This window comes from Burkholderia sp. GW821-FHT14F03, from assembly GCF_058803765.1.
In genome coordinates this window covers 1-21,419 of the sequence record NZ_JBXAPG010000038.1, presented here as the reverse complement: position 1 = coordinate 21,419, position 21,419 = coordinate 1, and the positions used below count along the sequence as shown (strand labels likewise).

General features: G+C 67.2%; 25 protein-coding genes, 1 tRNA gene and 1 pseudogene. 16 read left to right on the top strand and 11 right to left on the bottom strand.

Features of this window, described 5'->3' with window-relative positions:
• Window positions 1–111: 111 nt before the first annotated feature.
• Together ubiD and AC1RQF_RS23770 are read left to right on the top strand one after the other, a co-directional pair.
• Entirely contained in the window at window positions 112–1,668 is a 1,557-nt protein-coding gene (gene ubiD / locus AC1RQF_RS23775; protein ID WP_274001694.1) for a 4-hydroxy-3-polyprenylbenzoate decarboxylase, read from the top strand.
• Window positions 1,669–1,708: 40 nt separating this feature from the next.
• A complete protein-coding gene (locus AC1RQF_RS23770; protein ID WP_274001693.1) occupies window positions 1,709–2,383 on the top strand; it encodes a LysE family translocator in 675 nt (224 codons plus the stop codon).
• 22 nt (window positions 2,384–2,405) lie between these two features.
• On the opposite strand, the gene AC1RQF_RS23765 is transcribed toward AC1RQF_RS23770, so the two are convergent.
• A complete protein-coding gene (locus AC1RQF_RS23765) occupies window positions 2,406–3,383 on the bottom strand; it encodes a threo-3-hydroxy-L-aspartate ammonia-lyase (RefSeq protein ID WP_274001691.1) in 978 nt (325 codons plus the stop codon).
• Between the two features lie 141 nt (window positions 3,384–3,524).
• Window positions 3,525–3,821, bottom strand: a complete 297-nt coding sequence (locus AC1RQF_RS23760; protein WP_274001690.1) for a hypothetical protein — start codon at window positions 3,819–3,821, stop codon at window positions 3,525–3,527.
• Between the two features lie 380 nt (window positions 3,822–4,201).
• On the opposite strand from AC1RQF_RS23760, the gene AC1RQF_RS23755 reads away from it, so the two are divergent.
• Both AC1RQF_RS23755 and AC1RQF_RS23750 read left to right on the top strand, forming a co-directional pair.
• Entirely contained in the window at window positions 4,202–5,146 is a 945-nt protein-coding gene (locus AC1RQF_RS23755; RefSeq protein WP_492873098.1) for a Rossmann-like and DUF2520 domain-containing protein, read from the top strand.
• A 75-nt stretch (window positions 5,147–5,221) separates the two neighbouring features.
• The gene (locus tag AC1RQF_RS23750) at window positions 5,222–5,785 is read left to right on the top strand and encodes a YggT family protein (RefSeq protein WP_274001687.1); all 564 of its coding nucleotides are present in this window, start codon (window positions 5,222–5,224) and stop codon (window positions 5,783–5,785) included.
• A 22-nt stretch (window positions 5,786–5,807) separates the two neighbouring features.
• Here the strand turns inward: AC1RQF_RS23750 and AC1RQF_RS23745 are convergent, their stop codons facing one another.
• The 3 genes from AC1RQF_RS23745 to AC1RQF_RS23735 form a co-directional block, all read right to left on the bottom strand.
• A complete protein-coding gene (locus AC1RQF_RS23745) occupies window positions 5,808–6,155 on the bottom strand; it encodes a DUF190 domain-containing protein (protein WP_274001684.1) in 348 nt (115 codons plus the stop codon).
• Between the two features lie 25 nt (window positions 6,156–6,180).
• On the bottom strand, window positions 6,181–6,567 hold the full coding sequence (crcB, locus tag AC1RQF_RS23740) for a fluoride efflux transporter CrcB (protein ID WP_252985497.1): 387 nt from the start codon (window positions 6,565–6,567) through the stop codon (window positions 6,181–6,183).
• 118 nt (window positions 6,568–6,685) lie between these two features.
• A complete protein-coding gene (locus tag AC1RQF_RS23735) occupies window positions 6,686–7,291 on the bottom strand; it encodes a GNAT family N-acetyltransferase (protein ID WP_492873097.1) in 606 nt (201 codons plus the stop codon).
• A 348-nt stretch (window positions 7,292–7,639) separates the two neighbouring features.
• Between AC1RQF_RS23735 and aspS the strand changes: the two genes are divergently transcribed.
• On the top strand, window positions 7,640–8,911 hold the full coding sequence (gene aspS, locus AC1RQF_RS23730) for an aspartate--tRNA(Asn) ligase (RefSeq protein ID WP_492873096.1): 1,272 nt from the start codon (window positions 7,640–7,642) through the stop codon (window positions 8,909–8,911).
• 16 nt (window positions 8,912–8,927) lie between these two features.
• On the opposite strand, the gene AC1RQF_RS23725 is transcribed toward aspS, so the two are convergent.
• From AC1RQF_RS23725 to AC1RQF_RS23705, 5 genes are all read right to left on the bottom strand, one after another.
• On the bottom strand, window positions 8,928–9,782 hold the full coding sequence (locus tag AC1RQF_RS23725; RefSeq protein WP_492873095.1) for an AraC family transcriptional regulator: 855 nt from the start codon (window positions 9,780–9,782) through the stop codon (window positions 8,928–8,930).
• A 51-nt stretch (window positions 9,783–9,833) separates the two neighbouring features.
• Window positions 9,834–10,787, bottom strand: coding sequence for a DMT family transporter (locus tag AC1RQF_RS23720; protein ID WP_274001678.1), 954 nt, complete (start codon window positions 10,785–10,787; stop codon window positions 9,834–9,836).
• Window positions 10,788–10,844: 57 nt separating this feature from the next.
• Window positions 10,845–11,813, bottom strand: a complete 969-nt coding sequence (locus AC1RQF_RS23715; protein WP_274001675.1) for a phytanoyl-CoA dioxygenase family protein — start codon at window positions 11,811–11,813, stop codon at window positions 10,845–10,847.
• A gap of 7 nt (window positions 11,814–11,820) precedes the next feature.
• Complete coding sequence (locus AC1RQF_RS23710; RefSeq protein WP_492873094.1) at window positions 11,821–12,948, bottom strand: fatty acid desaturase; 1,128 nt, start codon at window positions 12,946–12,948, stop codon at window positions 11,821–11,823.
• A gap of 110 nt (window positions 12,949–13,058) precedes the next feature.
• On the bottom strand, window positions 13,059–13,880 hold the full coding sequence (locus AC1RQF_RS23705; protein ID WP_274001670.1) for a hypothetical protein: 822 nt from the start codon (window positions 13,878–13,880) through the stop codon (window positions 13,059–13,061).
• Window positions 13,881–14,294: 414 nt separating this feature from the next.
• On the opposite strand from AC1RQF_RS23705, the gene AC1RQF_RS23700 reads away from it, so the two are divergent.
• The gene (locus AC1RQF_RS23700) at window positions 14,295–14,975 is read left to right on the top strand and encodes an AraC family transcriptional regulator (protein WP_274001669.1); all 681 of its coding nucleotides are present in this window, start codon (window positions 14,295–14,297) and stop codon (window positions 14,973–14,975) included.
• Here the strand turns inward: AC1RQF_RS23700 and AC1RQF_RS23695 are convergent.
• A complete protein-coding gene (locus AC1RQF_RS23695; protein WP_492873093.1) occupies window positions 14,972–15,862 on the bottom strand; it encodes a sterol desaturase family protein in 891 nt (296 codons plus the stop codon). The two genes, AC1RQF_RS23700 and AC1RQF_RS23695, sit on opposite strands and share 4 nt — an antisense overlap.
• A 713-nt stretch (window positions 15,863–16,575) precedes the next feature.
• Here AC1RQF_RS23695 and AC1RQF_RS23690 point away from each other — a divergent pair.
• The 10 genes and pseudogenes from AC1RQF_RS23690 to AC1RQF_RS23645 all read left to right on the top strand — a co-directional run bounded on the left by AC1RQF_RS23690 (window position 16,576) and on the right by AC1RQF_RS23645 (window position 21,013).
• Window positions 16,576–16,779, top strand: coding sequence for a cold-shock protein (locus AC1RQF_RS23690; RefSeq protein WP_274001665.1), 204 nt, complete (start codon window positions 16,576–16,578; stop codon window positions 16,777–16,779).
• 171 nt (window positions 16,780–16,950) lie between these two features.
• Window positions 16,951–17,199, top strand: a complete 249-nt coding sequence (locus AC1RQF_RS23685; RefSeq protein ID WP_274001663.1) for a S1 domain-containing protein — start codon at window positions 16,951–16,953, stop codon at window positions 17,197–17,199.
• Between the two features lie 313 nt (window positions 17,200–17,512).
• Complete coding sequence (locus AC1RQF_RS23680) at window positions 17,513–17,800, top strand: hypothetical protein (RefSeq protein ID WP_274001661.1); 288 nt, start codon at window positions 17,513–17,515, stop codon at window positions 17,798–17,800.
• 47 nt (window positions 17,801–17,847) lie between these two features.
• Complete coding sequence (locus AC1RQF_RS23675) at window positions 17,848–18,057, top strand: hypothetical protein (RefSeq protein ID WP_274001659.1); 210 nt, start codon at window positions 17,848–17,850, stop codon at window positions 18,055–18,057.
• A gap of 33 nt (window positions 18,058–18,090) precedes the next feature.
• Window positions 18,091–18,303: a 30S ribosomal protein S21 gene (gene rpsU / locus AC1RQF_RS23670; RefSeq protein ID WP_252985512.1), complete on the top strand. Its 213-nt coding sequence runs from the start codon at window positions 18,091–18,093 to the stop codon at window positions 18,301–18,303.
• Between the two features lie 9 nt (window positions 18,304–18,312).
• Window positions 18,313–18,519 (top strand): hypothetical protein, encoded by a 207-nt coding sequence (locus tag AC1RQF_RS23665; protein ID WP_274001658.1) that lies wholly within the window; start codon window positions 18,313–18,315, stop codon window positions 18,517–18,519.
• A 489-nt stretch (window positions 18,520–19,008) separates the two neighbouring features.
• Window positions 19,009–19,083 (top strand) — tRNA-Gly (locus AC1RQF_RS23660).
• 239 nt (window positions 19,084–19,322) lie between these two features.
• Window positions 19,323–19,532 (top strand): annotated as a pseudogene (locus AC1RQF_RS23655) (Arm DNA-binding domain-containing protein); the annotation flags it as partial.
• A 142-nt stretch (window positions 19,533–19,674) separates the two neighbouring features.
• A complete protein-coding gene (locus tag AC1RQF_RS23650; RefSeq protein ID WP_274001656.1) occupies window positions 19,675–20,502 on the top strand; it encodes an AraC family transcriptional regulator in 828 nt (275 codons plus the stop codon).
• A gap of 85 nt (window positions 20,503–20,587) precedes the next feature.
• Window positions 20,588–21,013: a cupin domain-containing protein gene (locus AC1RQF_RS23645; protein WP_274001654.1), complete on the top strand. Its 426-nt coding sequence runs from the start codon at window positions 20,588–20,590 to the stop codon at window positions 21,011–21,013.
• Window positions 21,014–21,419 lie beyond the last annotated feature (406 nt).

Below are 21,419 nucleotides of genomic sequence, written 5' to 3'. Positions count from 1 at the left end.
TTTCGATCGGCTCGGCGCGCGCTTGGGTAAAATCGGGCCCTCTGTTTCACGCGCGCTGCCGCCGGCCGCGCCCAACCCCGCCGCAACGCGCTTGCGGCCCGGATATTCTTCATGAAATACAAAGACTTGCGCGATTTCGTCGACGGCCTCGAAAGCCTGGGCGAGTTGCGCCGCGTGACCCAGCCCGTGTCGCCCGTGCTTGAAATGACTGAACTCTGCGACCGGGTGCTGCGCGCAGGCGGCCCCGCGCTGCTGTTCAATGCGCCGACCGGCTATCGCTTTCCGGTGCTCGGCAACCTGTTCGGCACGCCGCGCCGGGTCGCGCTCGGGATGGGCGTCGACGCCGGCGACGACGCCGCGCTCGCGTCGCTGCGCGACGTCGGCCGGCTGCTGTCGGCGCTCAAGGAGCCCGATCCGCCGAAGAGCCTGAAGGACGCCGGCAAGCTGCTGTCGCTCGCCAAGGCGGTGTGGGACATGGCGCCGAAAACGGTATCGTCGCCCGCGTGCCAGGAGATCGTCTGGGAAGGCAACGACGTCGACCTCGCGAAGCTGCCGATCCAGACCTGCTGGCCCGGCGACGCGGGGCCGCTCGTCACCTGGGGGCTCACGGTCACGCGCGGCCCGAACAAGCCGCGCCAGAATCTCGGCATCTACCGCCAGCAGGTGATCGGCCGCAACCGGCTGATCATGCGCTGGCTCGCCCATCGCGGCGGCGCGCTCGACTTTCGCGAGTTCACGCTGCGCCACCCGGGCGAGCCGTATCCGGTCGCGGTGGTGCTCGGCGCCGATCCGGCGACCATGCTCGGCGCGGTCACGCCGGTGCCCGACACGCTGTCCGAATATCAGTTCGCGGGGCTGCTGCGCGGCGGCCGCACCGAGCTTGCGCGCTGCCTGACGCCGGGCGTCGAGACGCTGCAGGTGCCCGCGCGCGCCGAGATCGTGCTCGAAGGCTTCATCCATCCGCAACAGGGCGAGCCCGACGCCGCGCCGGCCGGCGCGCCGCCGCGTCCGACGGGCGCGAGCGCGCGCTACGAGCACGCGCTCGAAGGGCCCTATGGCGACCACACCGGCTATTACAACGAGCAGGAGTGGTTCCCGGTGTTCACCGTCGAGCGCATCACGATGCGCCGCGACGCGCTCTACCACTCGACCTACACCGGCAAGCCGCCCGACGAGCCGGCCGTGCTCGGCGTCGCGCTGAACGAGGTGTTCGTGCCGCTGCTGCAGAAGCAGTTCACCGAGATCACCGATTTCTACCTGCCGCCCGAGGGCTGCAGCTATCGCATGGCGATCGTGCAGATGAAGAAGAGCTACGCGGGCCACGCCAAGCGCGTGATGCTCGGCGTATGGAGCTTCCTGCGGCAGTTCATGTATACGAAGTTCATCGTGGTCGTCGACGAGGACGTCGACGTGCGCGACTGGAAGGAAGTGATCTGGGCGATCACGACGCGCGTCGACCCCGTGCGCGACACCGTGATGGTCGAGAACACCCCGATCGACTACCTCGATTTCGCCTCGCCCGTCGCCGGCCTCGGCTCGAAGATGGGCATCGACGCCACCAACAAGTGGCCGGGCGAGACCCAGCGCGAATGGGGCCGGCCGATCGAGATGGACGCCGCCGTCAAGGCGCGCGTCGACCGGCTGTGGACCGAGCTCGGTCTGTCCTGAAATCCGGCGGCGAGCGCGCCGCCCCTCGCTACACCCGCAGATGAACATGCTACCCGCGTCGATGTTGTCGGATGGATTCTTCCTGTCGCTTTCGCTGTGCCTCGATATCGGCCTCGTGAACGTGGCGATGCTGTCGCTCACGCTGTCGCACGGCTTCCGGCCCGGCTTCTGGCTGGGCCTCGGCTCCTGCGTCGGCGATCTGGTCTACGCGGCGCTCGCGCTCGCCGGGATGGCGGTGCTGCTGCGGTTCGACACGGTGCGCTGGGTGGTCTGGCTCGGCGGCGGCGCAATCCTGCTGTTCCTGACCTGGAAGATGGCGCGCGAGGCGCTGCGCCCCGCCGCCGCGCCGGCCGGCGACGATGCGGAAGCCGCCGCCGCCGCGCGGGCGGGCACCTGGCGCAGCTTCGGGCGCGGCATGCTGCTCGCGATGTCGTCGCCGTCCGCGATCCTGTGGTTCGCGGCGGTCGGCGGCGCGCTGATCGCGAAGAGCGGCGCGACCACGCCGCTCACCGCGTCGGTGTTCCTGTCGGGCTTCTTTCTCGGCGGCCTCGCCTGGACGCTGTTCCTGTGCACGCTCGCGAGCCACGGCCGCAGGCGCGCCGGCGCGGGGCTGATGCGGGCCTGCCACGTCGTCTCCGCGATGCTGTTCGCGTATTTCTCCTACAGCGTGATCGTCGGCGGCTATCGGGACCTGATCCTGAACGCCGCCGCTTGAGCCGCGCGCGGCCCTGCCGCGCTCAGCCGCGCAGGAACTCGCCGTAGCGCGCGAGATCGACGTTCCCGCCGCTCACCAGCACGCCGACCCGTTTGCCCGCCACCGGCAGCACGCCGTCGAGCGCGGCAGCCGCCGCGAGGCAGCCGGTCGGCTCGACCACCATCTTCATCCGCTCGGCGAAGAAGCGCATCGTGTCGACCAGTTGCGCGTCGCTGACCGTCCCGATCCCCTTCACATGGCGCTGAATGATCGGGAAGTTGTACGCGCCGAGGTGGGTCGACGCCGCGCCGTCCGCGATCGTGCGCGGCGTGGCGATATGCACGACCTCGCCGCGCGCGAGCGATTGCTGGCCGTCGTTGCCCGCCTCCGGCTCGACCCCGAACACCTCGCACGCCGGGGCGAGCGCCGCCGCCGACAGCGCGCTGCCCGCAAGCAGCCCGCCGCCGCCCAGGCACACGACCAGCATGTCGAGCGGCCCGACCTCTTCGAACAATTCCTTCGCCGCCGTGCCCTGCCCCGCGATCACGTGCGGATGGTCATAGGGCGGGATCAGCGTCATGCCGCGCGCCTGCGCAAGCCGAGCGCCGATTTCCTCGCGATTTTCCTGGTAGCGGTCATAGGTGACGACTTCGCCGCCGTAGCCCCGGGTGGCCGCGACCTTCGCGGCCGGCGCGTCGTGCGGCATCACGATCGTCGCGTGGATGCCGGCGAGCCGCGCGGCGAGCGCGATCGCCTGCGCGTGATTGCCCGACGAATAGGTGAGCACCCCCGCGCGGCGCTGCTCGGCGTCGAAATGCGAGATCGCGTTGTACGCGCCGCGGAACTTGAACGCGCCCATCCGCTGGAAGTTCTCGCACTTGAAGAACAGCGACGCGCCGGTGCGCGCGTCGGCCGTGCGCGAGGTCAGGACCGGCGTGCGATGCGCGGCGCCCTCGAGGCGCGCGGCGGCGTCGACGACATCGTCATAGGTGGGTGCGGGAAGGGAAGCGGAAGCAGACATGGCGGGCAGCAGGCAAGGAGTGGGACACGCGGCCATTGTCCCAGCTTCACCCGCCATGCGCATCCGCGGTAAACGACAAACGGCGCGCCCGGCCTCGCCGGAACGCGCCGTCGCGCGCGGCCGCCGGGCCGCGCGCCAACCTCAACGCCGCCAGTACGGATGGCCGTAGTAGCCGCGGTGCCAGTACGGGCGACCGTAATAGCCGTGGCCATAGTAGCCGCCGACCACGACGGCGGGCGGCGCGTAGTAGGCGGGCGCCGGCGCATAGTAGACGGGCGGCGGCGGCGCGTAATAGACGGGCGGCGGCGCCGCATAGACCGGATAGGCGGGCGCGACCGGCAGACCAATGCCGATCCCGACCGACACGTGCGCCTGCGCGGCGCCCACGACCCCGAGACCCAACGCGGCGGCGGCAATGAACGGAATGAGCTTTTTCACTTCGGTTCTCCTGGCGGCGCGGCCGGAATGGCGCACCACATCACAGCAGCTGATTGCAGACTGTATGGCTGCAATGTAGCGAAAACCCGTATGACGATCCATGCCCATTTGTTGCAAATTGCAAGTCCTCCGGACCCCGCCGGCGCGCCCCGCCGCCGCACCGGATCCCGCGTCGGCGTGCTGTTCCGGCCACCTCGCGAAACGCTTACGTACCGATCGGTCACCCTTACCGATTTCCACGAGGCGCGCACGCCGCGCACCGTAATGAACGATTACAAATTTGAGACAAGACGTCGCACCGGACACCCTGCCGCAGCCCGGCAGCGGCCGCGCGGAATACGCGATACTGACGACTTTCGCCACCTTTCGACGAGCCTCCGATGACCCTCCCCGCCTCTCCCCGCCTCGGTTTCATCGGCGCGGGCCGCCTCGCGCGCTGCGTCGCGCGCCGTTTCGCGCGGGCCGGCTACGCCGTCAGCGCGGTCGCGAGCCGGGCGCCGGCGTCCGCGCAGGCGCTCGCCGCGCAGATCTCGGCGGAGTCGGGCGCGGCGTGCGCGGCGCTCGACACGCCGCAGGCGGTGGTCGACGCCGCCGACCTGATTTTCCTGACCGTGCCCGACGACGCGCTCGGCGCGCTCGCCGCGCAGCTGCGCTTCGATCCGGCGCGCGCGGCGGGACAGGCGCTCGTTCATTGCAGCGGCGCGTCGAGCGTCGCGCTGCTCGACCCGGCGCGCGACCAGGGCGCGGCGACGGGCGGGTTTCATCCGCTGTACCTGTTCGGCGGCGGGGACGCCGACCTGACGCGCATCGACGGCTGCTCGGTGACGATCGAGGCCGACGGCGCGCTGAAGGAACACCTGACCGCGCTCGCCGGCGCGCTCGGCTGCCATCCCCTGTCGATCCCGGCGGGCGGCCGGATGCTGTACCACGCGGCCGCGCACTACGCGGCGAGCTTCGCGCTGTGCGGCCTGTCCGAATGCGTCGAGCTGTGGCGCACGCTCGGCTTCGCCGAGGACGACGCGCTGCGCGCGCTGCTGCCGATGCTCGCGGGCACGATCGAGACCGCGCGCGACAAGGGCCTCGCGAATGCGCTCGCCGGCCCGGTGTCGCGCGGCGACGCCGGCATCGTCGAGCAGCAGCTCGCGCTGCTCGATGCGCGCGGCGGCGACCACGCCACGCTCTATGCGCTGCTGACCCGTCGCGCGATCGCGCTCGCGAAGCGCCGCGCGACGCCGCCCGCCGCGCTCGACGCCCTCGAACGCACGGTGGAAGACGCGCTCGCGCAGGCCCGGCCGGCGGGGTTCCCCGCCCGGGAAAAGCCGTGATAATGTGACGCCCGGTGTGCCGCCGCGTCGCGCGGCGGTCTCCCGCTACCTGATTGCATAAAAAGGATTCCAACGATGTTCGGCGAGATCGCCCGCTTTCTGCTCAATACCGTCTTCACGTTGTTCGGGGCCGCCCTGATCCTGCGCGTCTGGATGCAGGCCGTGCGCGTGCCGCCGTACAACCCCGTCACTCAGGCCGTGTTGCAGGCGACCAACTGGCTCGTGCTGCCGCTGCGCCGCATCATTCCAGGCGTGAGCGGCATCGATTGGGCGAGCGTCGTCGCGGCGCTCGCGACCGCCTTCGTCTATGTGGTGCTGATGGTGTCGATGTCGGGCGTCGACGTGATGGCGATGGCGCCCACCCTCGTCATCGTCGCGCTCCTGACCTTCGCGAAGTGGACGCTCCAGCTCGTGTTCTGGATGACGATCCTGATGGCCTTCCTGTCCTGGCTCAACCCGCGCTCGCCCGCGATGGCGATCCTCTACCAGCTGACCGCGCCGTTCCTGAACCCGCTGCGCCGCGTGCTGCCGCAGCTGGGCGGCATCGATCTGTCGCCGATCCTGCTGTTCGTGATCGTCCAGGTGCTGATCATGATCGTCACGCGCGCCGCCGTGTCGATGACGCTGTTCGGGATCTGAAGCCCCGCCCGGGGCCGCGCCGCTAACCCGCCGCGGGCGGCGGCGCATCGCCCAGGGTGTCGATCACGCCGAAGCGCGCGGGGATCAGCGTGTAGCACAGCCGCAGTTTCTCGCGCGACACCGCATCGATCAGGCGCGCCGCCTCGTCCTCGCTGACGACGAATTCCACCTCCACGGTCAGCGACCCCTGCAGCTCGAAGAAGCGGTCCGCGTGCAGCACGTGATGCTGGCCGAAGCCCGCCATCGCGCGAAACGCCGAGCCGCCCGCCACGCCCATCCCGCTCGCGGTCTCGAGCAGCCATTCCCACAGCGGCTTCCAGTGCAGGCGATGATGCTCATGCACGTAGAAGCGCAACAAGATCCTGTCCATGCGTACCTCCCCGCCTGGGGCCCGCTCAGCCGGCGACCAGCCACGCGCGGGCGGTCCACATCCCGAGCCCCGTCAAGACGAACGATCCTATTAAGTGTAGGACGGCCACCGTCATCGCCCAGCCGTATTGCCCCTCCATCACGTGCGTGACGACCTCGGCCGAATAGGTCGAGAAGGTCGTCAGCCCGCCCATGAAGCCGGTGATCACGAACAGGCGCCATTCGGGCGCGAGCCCCGCCCTGGCGGTAAACACGACCGCCGCGATGCCGATCAGGTAGCCGCCGATCAGGTTCGAGGCGAGCGTGCCGAGCGGCACCTCGGGCAGCACCGCGTTCAGGCCGATGCTCAGGAACCAGCGGAGCAGCGCGCCGAGCCCGGCGCCGATGAAAATCGCGAGAATGGAGTAGATCAAGACGAACCCTTCCGAATGAGGACGGCGGCCCAGCGCGGCCGCGCGGCGGATCGGGATCTACTTTATGCGCAGCCGCGCCCGGTTCGCAAGCGCGCGGCCGGGCGCGGCGCGCTCACGGCTATGCGTCGTCCGCCCCGGCCGCTTCGGCGCACGCCGCGGGTTCGACGCCCGCCCGGCCCGGGAACGCCCGGAAATCGCGCCGCAACAGGCCGAACTCGACCAGGTCGTGATATCTGCCGCCCCAGAAGCCCGCCTCCCGCGTATAGCCCTCGCGCGTGAAACCGAATGCGGACAGCACGCGGATCGACGCCGCGTTGCCCGGATGCACCGACGCATCGATGCGATTGAGCGCCATCTCGTCGAAGCCGTACGCGAATACGGCCGTCAGCGCTTCGCGCATGTAGCCGCGCCCCTGTTCGGACGCAGCCAGCTCGTAGCCCGTCGTGCAGCGTCGCCAGCCGCGATTCCACTTGAACAGGCCGCAGGTGCCGATGAGCGCCTGGTCCTCGCGCCGGACGATCCCCCAGCGCGTGCCCGGGTTCGGCATCCTGCGCCAGCCCGCATAGAGTTCGACGAGCCGCGCCGCGTCGTCGGGCGTGGCAACCGGATCGGCGCCGTACCAGCGCATGTGCGCCGCATCCGCGTGGATCGCGAGCAGCGCGGGCGCGTCGTCGGGGCGCAGCTCCCGCAGGAGCAGCCGTTCGGTGTGCAGTTGGGGAAACACGATGGTCCGGGTGCTCCGCGACAAACAAACGAGTCGCACAGCATACCGGCCCCCAAAAGCCCGCGCCATGCGCGGCGTCATCGCCGCGCCGCTTTACAGCCGCCCCGTCTCTGCTCTATCGTCATGCGATGCCCTGACGCGCCGCCCTTTTCACGGCGCGCGGCCGCCCCTCTCGCCCACTCCGCGCCCCATGCCGCATTTCAGCGTTGCCCGTCGCAATAATCCGATGTCGCCTTTGGGTGACAGGAACGCGTTCGGCCGCTGACAAGCCCCCCTGCTCCACACCAAAGGCACTCGATCCCGAGTGCCTTTTTTATTTCCGCGTCACTTTCATCCCACGAGGCCCTCATGCCGATCACCGTCCACGAAGCCCCCGCCCATCTCGGGCAAATCGTCAGCCTGTATCTGACGCTCGATACCTTGCGCGACCAGAAGCACCTGCAGTTCCTGCTCGCCCACGATGCCGGCGGCCCGCTGCAGCTCGTGGTCGACAAGGCCGCGCGCGCCTGCCACGCCGACATCCGCCACTGGCTCGCGGGCACCACGTTCCGCGCGACGGGCGAGCTGGTCGCCGCACCGCAAAGCAAGACCGCCGGCCTCGAGCTGCGCGTTCACGACGTGGCAGCGTTCTCGCTCGCGCAGGCGCGGCCGATCGGCCCGGGCAGCAGCCTCGACCTGCGCCTCACGCACCGGGTCGTCGACCTCAAGGCGCCGAAGTGGCTGTGCATGCTGCGGCTGCGCAGCGCGTTCGAGACGGCCTGCCGCGACTTCGCGCTCGCGCGCGGCTGCACCGAGATCCACACGCCGAAGTTGATGGGCCAGGCGAGCGAAAGCGGCGCGCAGGTATTCCGGGTCGCGTATTTCGAACGCACCGCCTATCTCGCGCAATCGCCGCAGTTCTACAAGCAGATGGCGATCGCGGCCGGGCTCGCGGGCGTGTTCGAGATCGGCCCGGTGTTCCGCGCGGAGGACAGCCGCAGCAGCCGGCACCTGACCGAATTCACCGGGCTCGACGTCGAGCTTGCCTGGGTGTTCGACGTACGCGAGGTGATGGCCTTCGAGGAAGCGATGCTGCGGCATGCATTCGCACGCCTCGCGCCGTTCGCGGCCGAGGTGCGTGAGCATTTCGACATCGCGCTGCCGCCGGCGCCGAGCGTCACGCACCTGTCGCTCGCCGACGCCAAAGCGCTGCTCGCGCAGCACGGCATGCCGCTCGCCGCGGACGACGACCTGCCGGACGAGGGCGAACGCCTGCTCCACGCGCTGCTCGGACACGACCTGATCTTCATCCACGACTACCCGCTCGCGAAACGGCCGTTCTATCACCTGCGCGATCGCACGCACGGCACGACCCACAGCTTCGACCTGCTGTTCCGGGGGCTGGAAATCACCACGGGCGCGCTGCGCGAGCATCGCTACGAGAGGGTGCGCGCGCAGGCGATCGACAAGGGCATCGATCCGGAGACGCTCGCGTCCTACCTCGACACCTTCCGCTACGGCTGCCCGCCGCACGGCGGGTTCGGGCTCGGCGTCGAACGCGTGATCGCGAAGCTGCTCGGGCTCGCGAGCGTCAAGGAAGCCGCGTTCGTGCCGCGCGATCCGGAGCGGCTGACGCCATGACGCACCGCGCCGCCGCTCAGAACGCGGGCGCAGCGGCCGCTTGCCGGGGTTCGCACACGAACTGTCCCGGCGTGATGCCGAAGCTGCGCTTGAAGTGCCGCACCAGGTGGCTCTGGTCGAAGAACCCGACCGTGATCGCGACATCGGTCAATGGGCAGCCGCTGGAAATCAGCGCCTTGGATTTGGCGAGACGCACCTGGTTGAGGTAGGCGTGCGGCGTCAGCCCGGTCTGCTTGCGGAACGCACGCAGCACCTGGAACGCCGACATGCCGGCGAGCGACGCGAGGTCGCCCAGTTGTACGTCGGCCGCGTAATGCGCGTGGATGTAGTCCTTGATCTTGCCGATGACCGGCTCCGCGCGGCCGCAACGCGGCAGGCGCGCCTTGAGGTCGCCGTGGCGCAGGATCGCGCCCGCCATCAGGTCGAGCAGGCCCGTTTCCAGCGCCAGCGCCGCCGCGCCCGGCTGCGCGGCGCGATGGAAGTCGAGCGCGCGGCCGACCAGCGCGGCGTCGGCGACATTGCTCGCGGAGAAATACGCGGGCCGGTTCGACTCCGTGATCTGAAGCCGCAATCGTTCCAGCGCCTCGGGCTTCAGGTACAGCGCGCGATACTGCCACTGCCCGCCTTCGGCCACGCCGCCGTGGTGCGGCTCGTCCGGATTGAACAGGATCAGCGTGTCGCCCGTCGCGACGTGCTCGCGACCGTTGGTCGTGAAGTAACCCGCGCCGCCCTCCGTCATGCCGATCACCAGTTCCTCGTGCACGTGCGGCGCGAACGTCAGCGTCGCATAGCGCGCGTGCAGGAATTCGACGCCCGGCAGCGTCGGCAGCGTCCAGAACGCCGAAAGATTGCGTGGATCGCGTCGTGCCATGGCTTCGGTCCCTCGCGCTGCGCGCGCCTGGTCTGTCGTGATGAAGCGGCGTCATGTGAAGCGCGTGCGCGCCGCGCGCCACAGGCCGGCGAGCACGAGCGCCATCCCGAGCGCCTGCGGCGCGGGCGGCAGCGTGTTCCGGTAGAGGCATGCGTAGGCGATGCCAAACAGGGTTTCGAGCACGATCAACTGACCCACGAGGCTCATCGGCAGCAGGCTCGATGCGCGGTTGAAACAGATCGTGGCGAGCCACGACCCGCCCACGCCCAGCACCAGCGTCACGGCCGCGAACAGCGCGGGACTCTGGGCCGGCGTCTGGGCCGTGCGCCAGACGCCCGCGCCGGTCGCGAGCGCCTGCCACGCGGCCAGCACGAGCGCGAGCGCGAAGGTCGCCACGCCGATCGCGCAGGACCAGTGCGCACCGGACACCGACGGATGCGCGCGCAGGAAGCGCGCATTCGACAGCGCATACGCCGTCCAGATGACGACCGTCGCCGCCGCCGCGGCCACACCCGGCCACGACAGCCGCGCGTCGCGCACGAGCCCGCCGCGCTGGACCACGAGCACCAGCGCGAGCCCGAGCGTGACCAGCGCGAGCGGCACGGCGAGCCGCCGCCAGGCCGCCGCGGACAGCGCGCGGCCGCCCGCGACCGACACGCAGATCGGCAGCAGCCCGATGATCGGGATCACGACCTCCGCGCCCGTGTCCTGCACGCCGAAGCTGACCAGGAGCGAGAACAGGATGTTGCCGGCCAACCCGTACGCGGCGGCGCGCGCCCACCCCGCGAGCCCGAGCGGCTGCGCGCGATAGCGCACGAGCAGCAGCGCGAGGGAGACCAGCCCATAGAAGAAGAACCGGCCGAAGGTGATCGCGAGCGGCGTGTACGCGTTCAGCACGAGCGGCGCGACGAACGAGACGCCCCACAGCGCGGTGGCGGCAACCATCAGCAGGACCGCGCCCGGCAACGACGACGGCCGCGCCTCACGCAACTCGGTGGCGTTCATGGAATCTCCGGTAAGCCCGCTCCGGCCGGTGGGCGCGCGCTCGATGCGGCCGGGCCGCTAGGCCGACGCCTCGCTCGAAACCGCGGAGACGAGCCGCCCGTGCGCATCGACGGGCTTCCACTCCTCCTCGAATTCCCGATTGCCGTTCGTTTTCATTATGCCCGGCAGGAATGCCTTCTGCGAACCGCCATGCGGATTCGAGATGTCGCCGTTCCAGCGGTCGTCGAGCGGCTCGTGCGCGAGCTGGTAGCGCGTGTCCGAGGTCAGCCGGCAGCGCCGCCGCGGCGACACGTTGTCGAGCGAGCCGTGCACGAGCCGCGTATCGAACACGATCACGTCACCCGCCTCGAACGGGCTCGTGAGCCAGCGGCCGCCCAGCGCATCCTGCAGCGCGAACGGATCCTCGCCGAGCCAGCCGATCTTGTCGCGATCGGCGTCGGCGGACCAGTACGCGTCGAGCGTGGTCGCGCGGTGGCTGCGCTCCAGCACGATCAGCGGCCCCTCGTCGAGCGACACCGCGCCGAGCGGAATCCATGCCGACCACAGGTTCTTCGTGCCGCGCCCGATGTACACGATGTCCGAGTGGATGCCGGTGCCCTCGCCCGGGCGGACGAAGCGCGGCCATTTGAAATCGAAGGTCGCCACCGCGCCGCCGAGAAAGCGCGCGAAGAAACCGAGCAGCGCCGGATGAGACACGACGTCGTTGTAGGCCTTCCCCGAGCGGATGCTCTCGGTGAACGCGAGCAGGTTCACCTGATCGATGAACGACGGCGTCTGCTGGATCGACTCCATCACGTCGTGGCCGTTCGAGTCGATCTCGCCCACGATCGCGTACTTGAGCAGGATCTCGCGCCGCGCGTCGAGCACCACCTGCGGATCCACGAGCCCGCGAAACAGCAGGTAGCCCTCGTCGCGCATCCGCTGATGCTGCGCGGACACATCGTCGAGGATGCCGTTCGACGCGTGCAGCGCGCCGACCCGCGCCGAACCGGTATCCAGCGTCTTGCCACGAAAGATCAGTTCCATAGTCTCCTCAGCCAGAAGATGTCGAAAGCCGCTCGCGGACAGCCGCAGCGGACCGCGCGGCGTGGTGCGGCGGATGCCGCACGAGATGTGTCGAGCCCCGGGGATCGACGCAGGCGTCGAGGTGGTCGACGAGGCTCCCCCAGACGTCGATATAGCCGACCGGCCAGCCGGGCGCGCCGGCGATCACGTCGTCGCGCCGCGTGAACGCCGCGTTCGCCCAGTCCGAGCGCGGCCGCCGGTGATGCAGGTCGTGCTGCGACTGGTCGCCCGGCAACACCAGCAGCCGGTGCGGCAGATGCACGAACAGCACCCGCGCCCACCACATGAGCCAGCGCGCGACGCCCGCGCGCGGACCCGGCGCCGGATCGCCGCAGAAACGCCCGACGCAGACCCGCGCGATCGCCTCGCGCCCGGCCAGCGACGCCACGTCGTCCCACAGATGCTCCGAGTGATAATTGATCAGCGATGCGATCTGGAACAGCAGCACTGCCGGCACGACCCACGCGACCCACCACGCGAGCCAGCCGTGGTAATGCGTGAGCGCGACAACGAGCGCGGCGAGATACGCGAGCGTCGCGACGACGCGAAGCGGCGGGCCGGACAGGTTCGCGGCAAGGCGCGCGCCCAGGTAGCGCAGGTGGAAGCGCGGCGACAGGCAGGTCCGCGCGATGTAGCGCCGGAATGCCGCCCGCGACATCCCGCGGCGAAACCCCGTCGAGACCAGGAACACCACGTCGGGATCGCTGTCGAGACGCGGCACCGCGTGATGCTTCAGGTGTTCGCGCCGGAACAGGCCTAGCGGCGCCGCCAACAGCAGCGTCGACACGCACTCGCCCACCAGCACGTCGAGCCGGTGCACGCGCGAGTACGTATCGTGGGCGCAATAGTGCTCGGTCACCGTGTACAGGTCGCGCATCCCGTTGACGGTCAACAGCCAGGCCGGCACGAGCCCGAGATACGCGACGCCGCCGGCGCGCAGGCACGCGGCGCTCAAGCCCAGCCCCGCGAGCAGGATCGCGACGGCGGCGACCGTGCGGGTGAACGCGTTCCAGCGGAACAACGGCGTCTCGTCGAACAGCGGCATGCCCGTCAGCCAGGTCAGGAACGGCTGCAACACCCTGGGCAGACTCCGCATGCTTTCCCTCGGGCTCGCCAGCACCGCGGCAGGCACGGCCTCCCGCGGCCAAGGCGCAGCCATCCGCCTCTTGCGCAACCGATCCATGAACGGCCTCCGTCGTCGTGCGCTCAAGCCGCGATCCGCGCGTCCTCCCGATAGCCCGGATGCCCGGACTGAAGCAGCGACGCATCCAGCAGGTCCCACATGCTCGCGAGCGCATCGAGGAAATCCTGCGCCCCCTCGACGACGAGCGCCGCGTGCGGACCGTCGAGCGCCACCGCGACCGCCTCGCGCGCATTGCGTTCGTGCTGCTCCTCCGCGCCGACTTCGCCCCAGTGTTCGAGCAGGTAGTGCATCTCGGGCACGTCGAGATCGGTGCGGTACAGGCCGCTGTCGACCAGGCAGTGCTTTTCGCCGGGGATCAGCTGGCGATTCGAGATCATCTCGAGCGCGAGCGCGACGCCGAGATTGCGATAGGTGGAGGCGAGATCCGTCTGCTTGCGGCCGTCGAACACGGCCATCGCGCGGCGCACCTGACTCGTCAGGCCGCTGGCGTGGTCGTAGCCCGGCAGGCTGCCGAGCAGGCGATCGGAATACGCCTTGAGCCCCTGTTCCACCGCGTGCTGGTCGTACAGGTCCGCGAAGATCGCGTCGCCGGCCGCCTGGTTCACGATGTAACCCGCCATCGTCGCCAGCTCGGGGCCGTGGCCGCCCTCGCTCTCGACGATCTCCTGCATCAGCGTGCTCTGCTGGGGCAAGCCGTGTTCGTGCAGCGCGTCGGGGAAGTTCCAGCCCGGACGGGTCGCCGAACAGAAGTTCTGGATCTGATGGAACAGCGCGCCGACCACCTCGGGCGCGGGATCCGCTTTCGCCCAGTTGAGGAAGACCGGGTGGGTGTAGCAACGGTGGCTCTTGATGCTGCTGACCAGGCTATCGACGTTGACTGACATCATCAGCTCCTGTGCTGTGGGAAAGAACTTCTGGTTGGAACGGCCCTCGGATCACGCTCGGACGACCACGCGGCCGCGCGGTCGGTTTTTTGGCGCTGCCTTGCAGAACGACGGCCGGGCGCTTTCGTGACGCCCGGTGAACCGGAACAAGTACCTTGACAGCGAAAACTGAAACACCCATCTTCATTAATTCTTAAAATAGAATCGATTTCCCGCGACGCATCCAGTTTTATGCGCATCAAAAACGACGTATTGGATGAAATTGCACAAAATCGAAATAATGGCGTAAGGCGTCCGCCTATCAATTGAGCATCGATAAGCAACCCGATGAATTGAATCTTTTTAATCAACAAAACATGTGATTGACATGCGGCGTGGTTCGGCCGCACAAGCACGCACCAGAAGGGGGAGGCAGTGACGTCATCGGGTTGGTCCGGGGAGCTGTGGCTTGCGAAGGATTTCGCGCTGATCGACGGCGCGGCCGGCGCGACCTCGATGCATGCGCATTACGCGCACCAGGTGCTGCTGTCGCCCGGCGGCGACGTCACGGTGGAATGCGATGGCGAAACCGTGCGCGGCGCGCGCGTGCTGATCCCGTCGATGCAGCGGCATCGGATCGTCGATGCGCCCGCGCGGCTCTTCACGCTTTACGCGGAGCCGCTCGCGATGTCGGCCGATGCGCTGCTCGACGCCGCGCGTCATGGCGCACCGTCGCTCGACGCACTCGCCGAGGCGCTCGCGCAGCGGCGGCGGCCCCTGCCCGACGATCCACGCGTCGCGCGGGCGCTCGCGCTGCTCGATGCGCCGTCGCCGGACTCCCTGTCCGCGCACACGCTCGCAACCGCCGCGCATGTGTCGGTCAGCCAGCTCGAACGGCTGTTCGGATCGCGCGTGGGGCTGCCGATCCGGCAACTGGTGCGCTGGCGACGGCTGTGCGTCGCGCTCGAACGGGCGCTCGGCGGCCAGACGTTGACGGCGGCCGCGCATGAGGCGGGCTTCGCCGATTCCGCCCATTTCTCGCGCACGATGCGCGCACTGTTCGGCGTGCGGGCCGATGCATCGTTGCGCGCGATGCGGATCCGCAGCCTGCGCTAGAGACGCCGCGGCAACCCCGGCGGCGCGGCCGGAACCGGCGATGCGCGTTCGGGCCGGAACGGTTCGAGCAACTGGCGCAGATACGCGTCGGGATAGTCGGGCCGGGTGCCGATGCCGAGGTCGCGGCTGCCGATCCGATAGTCGCCGTCGACATAGGTGCCGAGCAGCCGGTCCCACACCGTCAGGAACAGGCCGAAATTGACGTCGCCCGCGTCGCCGTACTTCATGTGATGGAAGCGGTGCGCATGCGCCCACGCAAAGACATGACGCAGCGGACCGGGCCGCATGTCCACGTTCGAATGCTGGAGCAGCAGTTGAATCGAGATGGCGAAGGCCAGCACCGCCGCGATCGACACGGGCATGCCGGTCAGGAGCAGCGGCGCGGTACCGGCGACGGCTTCCAGCGCCTGGTGCAGCGGGTGCTTCATCAGGCCGTTGAAGCCGTACATCCGTGTGACGCTGTGATGAACAGCATGCAGGCGCCAGAGGAAAGGCACGCGATGGCTCAGGTAATGCGCGAGCGTGATGCCGATGTCGGCTGTGACGATCGCGAGCATGAGTTGCGCGACCCAGGGCCAATGCTGCGGCCAAAGACCGGGAAACGGCGCGAACCGTGTGACGAGCGGCACCACGCACACGCCGAGCGCGTTGAGCGCTTCGTTCACGAGACCGTGCGCCATGTCGCGGGCCGTATCGGCGCGCGACCGGTTCCATTCGAGATCGTAGGCAAACCGGGATTCGCAGCAGAACGACAGCGCGAGCGCGACGGCGAACAACGCGATCAGCATCCAGGGCGGCGCGTGGCGGACATGGATCAGCCATACCGCGGCGCTGATCGTGCCGATGAAGAAAACAGGAGCGTAGAAGGTTCTGACGAGGAACTGCATGGACGGACTCCGCGGGTTGGACGAGCGAAGTGTTCCGTGCGGCGGCGCGGCGGGCTTGAACAAACGGCGCAAGTTGCGGGTTGCGGCGCGATGCATGAGGCCGTCGGCGCTTGCATGTTCGACACGCGCCATGTCAGCCGTGAACGGACAGGCTTGGCCTGCCAACCCGGACGGCCCTTACCGACCTCGACAACGCGCATGGTTCGCGGGAAACGAGGCCGCATGCAAGGTCGATGACGGCGGAGGCCTTGCCCGCGCACCGTGGATCGGAATCGTGGGATCCCGCTCACCTGAGCCTGACGAATCTCACCGAAATTTCATCCAGATACCTAAATATTGGCGACCTCGCCGCAAAACAACAGCCAGGTGCGAGGAGCCGGACCCAGGCGCGCTCTGCTCGATCGGCGTCGCACGCAAACCTGGCCGATCGGTGTCGGCTCGAACGCCTCTGGATGTCGTGCCACGTTCATCCGGCGGTGCTCGCCCGAACGTGGCACGATGACGACGGCAAGCACACGACGAGGTCCGTGCTTCGGACGAAAGCGCTTGACGCCCCCCTTGACGAAGCGTACTGTGGCTCGCGAAGTATTCAAGAAGTGTGATTGCTGCTCACCATCGGCCGCGGCCTGCGGTATTCGTTGTCCTCTCCCTCCTTGAGACTTTTTCCGTGTCCTTTCGGGGCGCATATACTCGCCAATTTTCAGGAGATCTACATGGATACCGGCACCGTCAAATGGTTCAACGACAGCAAGGGTTTTGGCTTCATCACGCCCGACAACGGCAAGGAAGACTTGTTCGCGCACTTCTCGGAGATTCGCGGCGACGGCTTCAAGACGCTCGCCGAAGGCCAAAAAGTCAGCTTCGAGACGAAGCAAGGTCCCAAGGGCCTGCAGGCGTCGAACATCACGCCGCTGTAACCCGCCTTAGTACCCAGCCCTGACCGCTGGCGCGCGCATCATGCGCGCGCCAGGATCACGCCCCGCCACCGCGGATATCCGATACCCCGCCCGGGGCGGGCATGATACGACCGCACCTTCCAGGCGTTGCATGCGTCCTTGCCGGCGCGCCCACTCGGCGTGTACCGAGCCGTGCGCGTATTCGATTTTGGAACTGGACGGCGTCGTCGGGAACTGGACGGCGTCGTCGACGAAGCGCTGCAGGACAACAGGTTTCGCGTGACGCCGGGAAACGGCGTGGTAGTCGCCCCATACGCATCGGGATATCGGGTCACGCCGGCGTTATCGCTCGCAGACTTGATCAGAGGCGGCATCAACTTCCGGCACAAGGACGAACACGCGTCGACCGCCTCGACGGGAAGACGATTCGTCCAGCGCTGACGGTCGGGCTGGACAACGTGCGCGAGTCGCCCCGTCGATCGCATGCCGGTCGCCCGCGCCGGTCGCCCGCGCATCCCTGCGGTGTCCGAAATTGCGATGGACATCCGGAGAACGATGCGCGTATGATCATTTCATCCGAGCACACCCTGGCCCTCCGGTGCTCGCCTCTTCACTACCCCCTTGCTGCGTCGCGCCGCCTTCCCCGCACGCACTGTTTGCCCCTTACACCCTACCTGTCGCGCCGCGCAGCGGCGATACCGGCTGAATGCGTTCGTCCATGCGATTCGTCGCAACCGAACGCCAGGATTTCATCATGAGCATGCATCTCTACCGTGGATTCGAGATTTATCCACTGATTTATCCCCACGTGCAGCCTTTCAACGGCTGCCCTCGCAACTATGACGCCGGCTTCGACGCAGCGGTCAAGATCTGCCTGCGCGGCACCGACGATACGCTGACGCGCAGCCAGACATTCAGGCTGGTCGACAACGCACCGTTCGAAACCGTCGGCAACGCACGTCGTGCTTCGCTGCGCTATGCCGAGGGCCTCATCGACAACGCCGGCGGCGACAACCCGGATTTCTTTTCCGACGCACGCTGACGCGGTTCGCCGCGACAACGCGGCTTTCCGGCAATGAGGAGGAGGGCATGATCATCGACGAGCTTCTTCGCCTGATCGGACGAGGTCAGGTCGCCCGTGCCGACGCCGCCCTTCCCGCCGGAATTGCCGATTCCGGCTTGCGCCATCAACAGGAGTTGCAGATGTTCGCGGCAGTACGCGCACTTTCGCTCGGAGCCGGATATTCGGAGTTCGAATCTGACGAGATAGCAAGCGCCGTCATGACACGACTCGGCTGATTTCCCTTTCCAACGCTCCGAAGCAGGATCTACATGACAACCATCACGCTCAAGGTCAACGAACCGATCGACGTCGCACTCCGGCGCTTTCGACGCGACATCGAGAGAACCGGGCTGATCCGGGAATTGCGCGCCCGCACCGGCTATGAGAAGCCCACCGCGGAACGCAAGCGCAAGAAGGCCAGCGCCGTTGCGCGGCAACGCTTGCGGGCGAAGCGCATGCTGCCGCCCCGCAAGATGTACTAGGAGGACGTCGTGTCCGACCGGCAGACCGATTCCCACCCGTTCTTCCCGTTGACTAGATGCGAAGTCGATTTCGATCAGCAGAAGGACATGGTGACGCTGCTGCCGAGCTTCTACGCCTTCGGGTGCGAGTACACCAGCCGTGGTTTCCTGATCGGCCGCGACGATGCATTCAAGCTGATTGCGGCGCTTGAGAAGGCGTTGAGTGTCCGGGGGTAAAGCGGCGCGGTATAGATGGCTGGAAGGCAGATAGCCTTCGATACAGCAGGCCGGGTTGCGCGATTTCCTCGCCGGCCCGCAACGCGCCACCCGGCGGATGACGCGCTTCGCTGCGATGGCGATCGGATACGCGCATGCATGATCGTGGCGGCAGAGGCCGTACATACTGCGACGGTCCCCGCGATTTAGACCATCCGACTACGGCCGGGCAACTCTCGGATCGGGAGTTTCACCTCCCGATAACTGCCCCCATCCCGATGTCGGCACCCCGGTCGACGGCATGTATGGGAGTTCGATCGCTCCCCCGTCCCGCCACGAACAACCGACGGACGCCTCCGCAGAGGTGAATAGAACAATACGTGGCCCCTCAGGTACTTCACGACCAAGCCATGTCACCACACCATCGTCGAGCGATGCCTGCCCCGACGACAGCGGCCCAATCCACTCGCTTGCCCTTTCCACCCAATCCGCTGTAGAATCATCCGTTCTGCGGGCGTCGTATAATGGCCATTACCTCAGCTTCCCAAGCTGATGACGTGGGTTCGATTCCCATCGCCCGCTCCACCGCCTCAATCCACGGAGATCCGTGGACGTCCAGAGAAGTGGGTCAAGTCATTGATGCAATTGACTTATTGACCTGCCTTCGATTCCGGCGACAGCCACTGAAATCCGCTCCCAGCCGGGACTTTTAAGTCCAAAAACAAGTCCATTTTTACGGACATGGCTGATTCCGGATTGTGGATGGAGGCGCGCGGTTCATGTGACCAGCATCGAGTTCCTGACTCATGTTCAGGAGCAAGAGCATGGCGCTCTCCAACTTCGCAATTCGACAGGCCAAAGCCACCGGCAAGGCCTACACCCTCCCGGATCTGGATGGCCTCTGTCTGGCCGTGTCGGCGACAGGAGGCAAGGCCTGGCATTTCCGCTACTACTGGGCCGGCAGGCAAAAGCGGATGTCGCTGGGCAGCTACCCAGAGGTGTCCCTCCGCGAAGCGCGTGTGCTGCGCGACGAATGGATCGCTTACGAAGAAGCAACCATTTCTGTCAGTCGATGCAAAGGACGATGCGATCACTTCGACATGGAAGTGGGCTTCGGCGCGCTCATGTAGCACTCTGTAAAATCTCCCAGTGCTTCACTCTCCTTTGTGACTCGCCATGCTCCGAAAACCTGCATCCATACCCCCAGACTGGGTGGTGCGCGCCCAGCCGACAGAGGGCATCGAGCGCATCGAGGCCTGGTTTCGCGGCAAAGCTTACGCCATGCATCGCCACGATACGTACGCGATCGGCCGCACGCTCGCGGGGGTGCAGAGCTTCAGCTATCGACGCAGCCAGCGTGACAGCCTGCCGGGCAACACCATCGTGCTACACCCCGATGAAGCGCATGACGGCCAGGCGGGTACGGGCGAGGGATTCCGGTACCGCATGATTTACGTGGAGCCAGCACTTTTCCAGGACGTATTGGGTGGCAGGGCGCTTCCGTTCCTCGAAGGCGGTATAACGACTGATCGACGTATCGGGGCGGCAACGGAAACCTTGCTGCAACGTGTAGGCCATACGTTCGAACCGCTTGAACAGAGCGACGCGCTGGCCGAGCTTGCGCATGCGCTCGCCGCCGTCGCGGGCATGCCGCGCGAACGAGGCAAAGGCGATTATTTCGCAGCGCGCCGTGCTCGCGATTTTCTGCTCGCGAACTTCACGCGCATAGTCACGCTCGAAGAAGTGGAAGTCGCGACGGGCCGTGACCGCTGGAGCCTCTCGCACGATTTCCGCACGTTCTACGGCACGAGTCCGTATCGCTACCTCACAATGCGTCGGCTCGATGCCGTGCGGCGCATGCTGCTCTCAGGCATCTCGCTCGCGAGTGCGGCCGTAGACGCAGGCTTTGCCGATCAAAGCCACATGACACGTCATTTCCTGAAGACCTTTGGCCTTACGCCGGGGCGCTGGCTCCGGATTGTGAACAACGTGCCCTTCGGTTGAATCGTTACCCACAATCGTTCAATACAGCCCTCTGGTGGCTGAGTATTCTCGACGGCACATCTACACCGAACGGAGGGTACGAACGATGTCCATATCAACACATTCCGGCATAGGACCCGCCTCACGCGGTCAATGCGAGGCGATCGACCTGACTGGCAAGATCGCACTGATCGACGGGTACTGGCAACCGCGCGTAGTCGCGGAAATGAACGATTATCAGTTCAAGGTCGTAAAGGTCGAAGGTGAATTCGTTTGGCACAAACACAGCGATACAGATGAGACTTTTATCGTGCTGGACGGCGAATTGCGGATTGACTTTCGAGATGGGCCATCGGGCGACGGTTCTCTCGTGTTGCGTGCCGGTCAGATGGCCGTCGTGCCAAAAGGCGTCGAGCACAAGCCCTGCGCACTTGCCGGCGTGAAACTGCTGCTGATCGAGCCACGCGGTGTCGTGAATACCGGGGACAGCGCTCCAAGCGAGCGCACTGTGGTGAACGATCAGTGGATTTAAGGCCCTGCCTTTGAAAAACAGGGGGATGCCTCGCCCCCTTTGTTGGCCTGCACGGGGATGAGGCAAACGTCCGTTGCCCTTTGGAAATCCGCCGGCCGCGCCCTGCTCGCGAATGACAGAAGGTGGCCGATAGCCGCCGATCACGACTGGCGGAAAGCGACTCACATGGCCATCCTCATGCATGTTTGTCGCCGCGCCACACCATCCTTAGCCGAACGCCGGATCATCCATCGACGGCGCCGTCAGCGACGCCGCCTGTTCGCTCAAAAAATACAGCGCGGCGAACAATCCCTCCGCCAGCACGGCATCAAGAGGCCAATGCCCCGGCTCTGATCCGCTTTAGGAATTCTGGACCAATCCGAGTGCGAGTTTTGCGGCAAACTTGACCCTGAACCAGGAGGTCGTT

Excerpts from the sequence above, each read along its gene's own strand:
- AC1RQF_RS23695 (WP_492873093.1), bottom strand. The coding sequence starts at position 15,862 with ATGCAGTTCCTCGTCAGAACCTTCTACGCTCCTGTTTTCTTCATCGGC.
- AC1RQF_RS23645 (WP_274001654.1), top strand. The coding sequence starts at position 20,588 with ATGTCCATATCAACACATTCCGGCATAGGACCCGCCTCACGCGGTCAA.
- ubiD (WP_274001694.1), top strand. The coding sequence starts at position 112 with ATGAAATACAAAGACTTGCGCGATTTCGTCGACGGCCTCGAAAGCCTG.
- AC1RQF_RS23650 (WP_274001656.1), top strand. The coding sequence starts at position 19,675 with ATGCTCCGAAAACCTGCATCCATACCCCCAGACTGGGTGGTGCGCGCC.
- AC1RQF_RS23715 (WP_274001675.1), bottom strand. The coding sequence starts at position 11,813 with ATGGAACTGATCTTTCGTGGCAAGACGCTGGATACCGGTTCGGCGCGG.
- rpsU (WP_252985512.1), top strand. The coding sequence starts at position 18,091 with ATGACAACCATCACGCTCAAGGTCAACGAACCGATCGACGTCGCACTC.
- AC1RQF_RS23705 (WP_274001670.1), bottom strand. The coding sequence starts at position 13,880 with ATGTCAGTCAACGTCGATAGCCTGGTCAGCAGCATCAAGAGCCACCGT.
- AC1RQF_RS23720 (WP_274001678.1), bottom strand. The coding sequence starts at position 10,787 with ATGAACGCCACCGAGTTGCGTGAGGCGCGGCCGTCGTCGTTGCCGGGC.
- AC1RQF_RS23710 (WP_492873094.1), bottom strand. The coding sequence starts at position 12,948 with ATGCGGAGTCTGCCCAGGGTGTTGCAGCCGTTCCTGACCTGGCTGACG.
- AC1RQF_RS23690 (WP_274001665.1), top strand. The coding sequence starts at position 16,576 with ATGGATACCGGCACCGTCAAATGGTTCAACGACAGCAAGGGTTTTGGC.
- AC1RQF_RS23725 (WP_492873095.1), bottom strand. The coding sequence starts at position 9,782 with ATGGCACGACGCGATCCACGCAATCTTTCGGCGTTCTGGACGCTGCCG.
- AC1RQF_RS23755 (WP_492873098.1), top strand. The coding sequence starts at position 4,202 with ATGACCCTCCCCGCCTCTCCCCGCCTCGGTTTCATCGGCGCGGGCCGC.
- aspS (WP_492873096.1), top strand. The coding sequence starts at position 7,640 with ATGCCGATCACCGTCCACGAAGCCCCCGCCCATCTCGGGCAAATCGTC.
- AC1RQF_RS23675 (WP_274001659.1), top strand. The coding sequence starts at position 17,848 with ATGATCATCGACGAGCTTCTTCGCCTGATCGGACGAGGTCAGGTCGCC.
- AC1RQF_RS23765 (WP_274001691.1), bottom strand. The coding sequence starts at position 3,383 with ATGTCTGCTTCCGCTTCCCTTCCCGCACCCACCTATGACGATGTCGTC.
- AC1RQF_RS23745 (WP_274001684.1), bottom strand. The coding sequence starts at position 6,155 with ATGGACAGGATCTTGTTGCGCTTCTACGTGCATGAGCATCATCGCCTG.
- AC1RQF_RS23770 (WP_274001693.1), top strand. The coding sequence starts at position 1,709 with ATGAACATGCTACCCGCGTCGATGTTGTCGGATGGATTCTTCCTGTCG.
- AC1RQF_RS23750 (WP_274001687.1), top strand. The coding sequence starts at position 5,222 with ATGTTCGGCGAGATCGCCCGCTTTCTGCTCAATACCGTCTTCACGTTG.
- AC1RQF_RS23680 (WP_274001661.1), top strand. The coding sequence starts at position 17,513 with ATGAGCATGCATCTCTACCGTGGATTCGAGATTTATCCACTGATTTAT.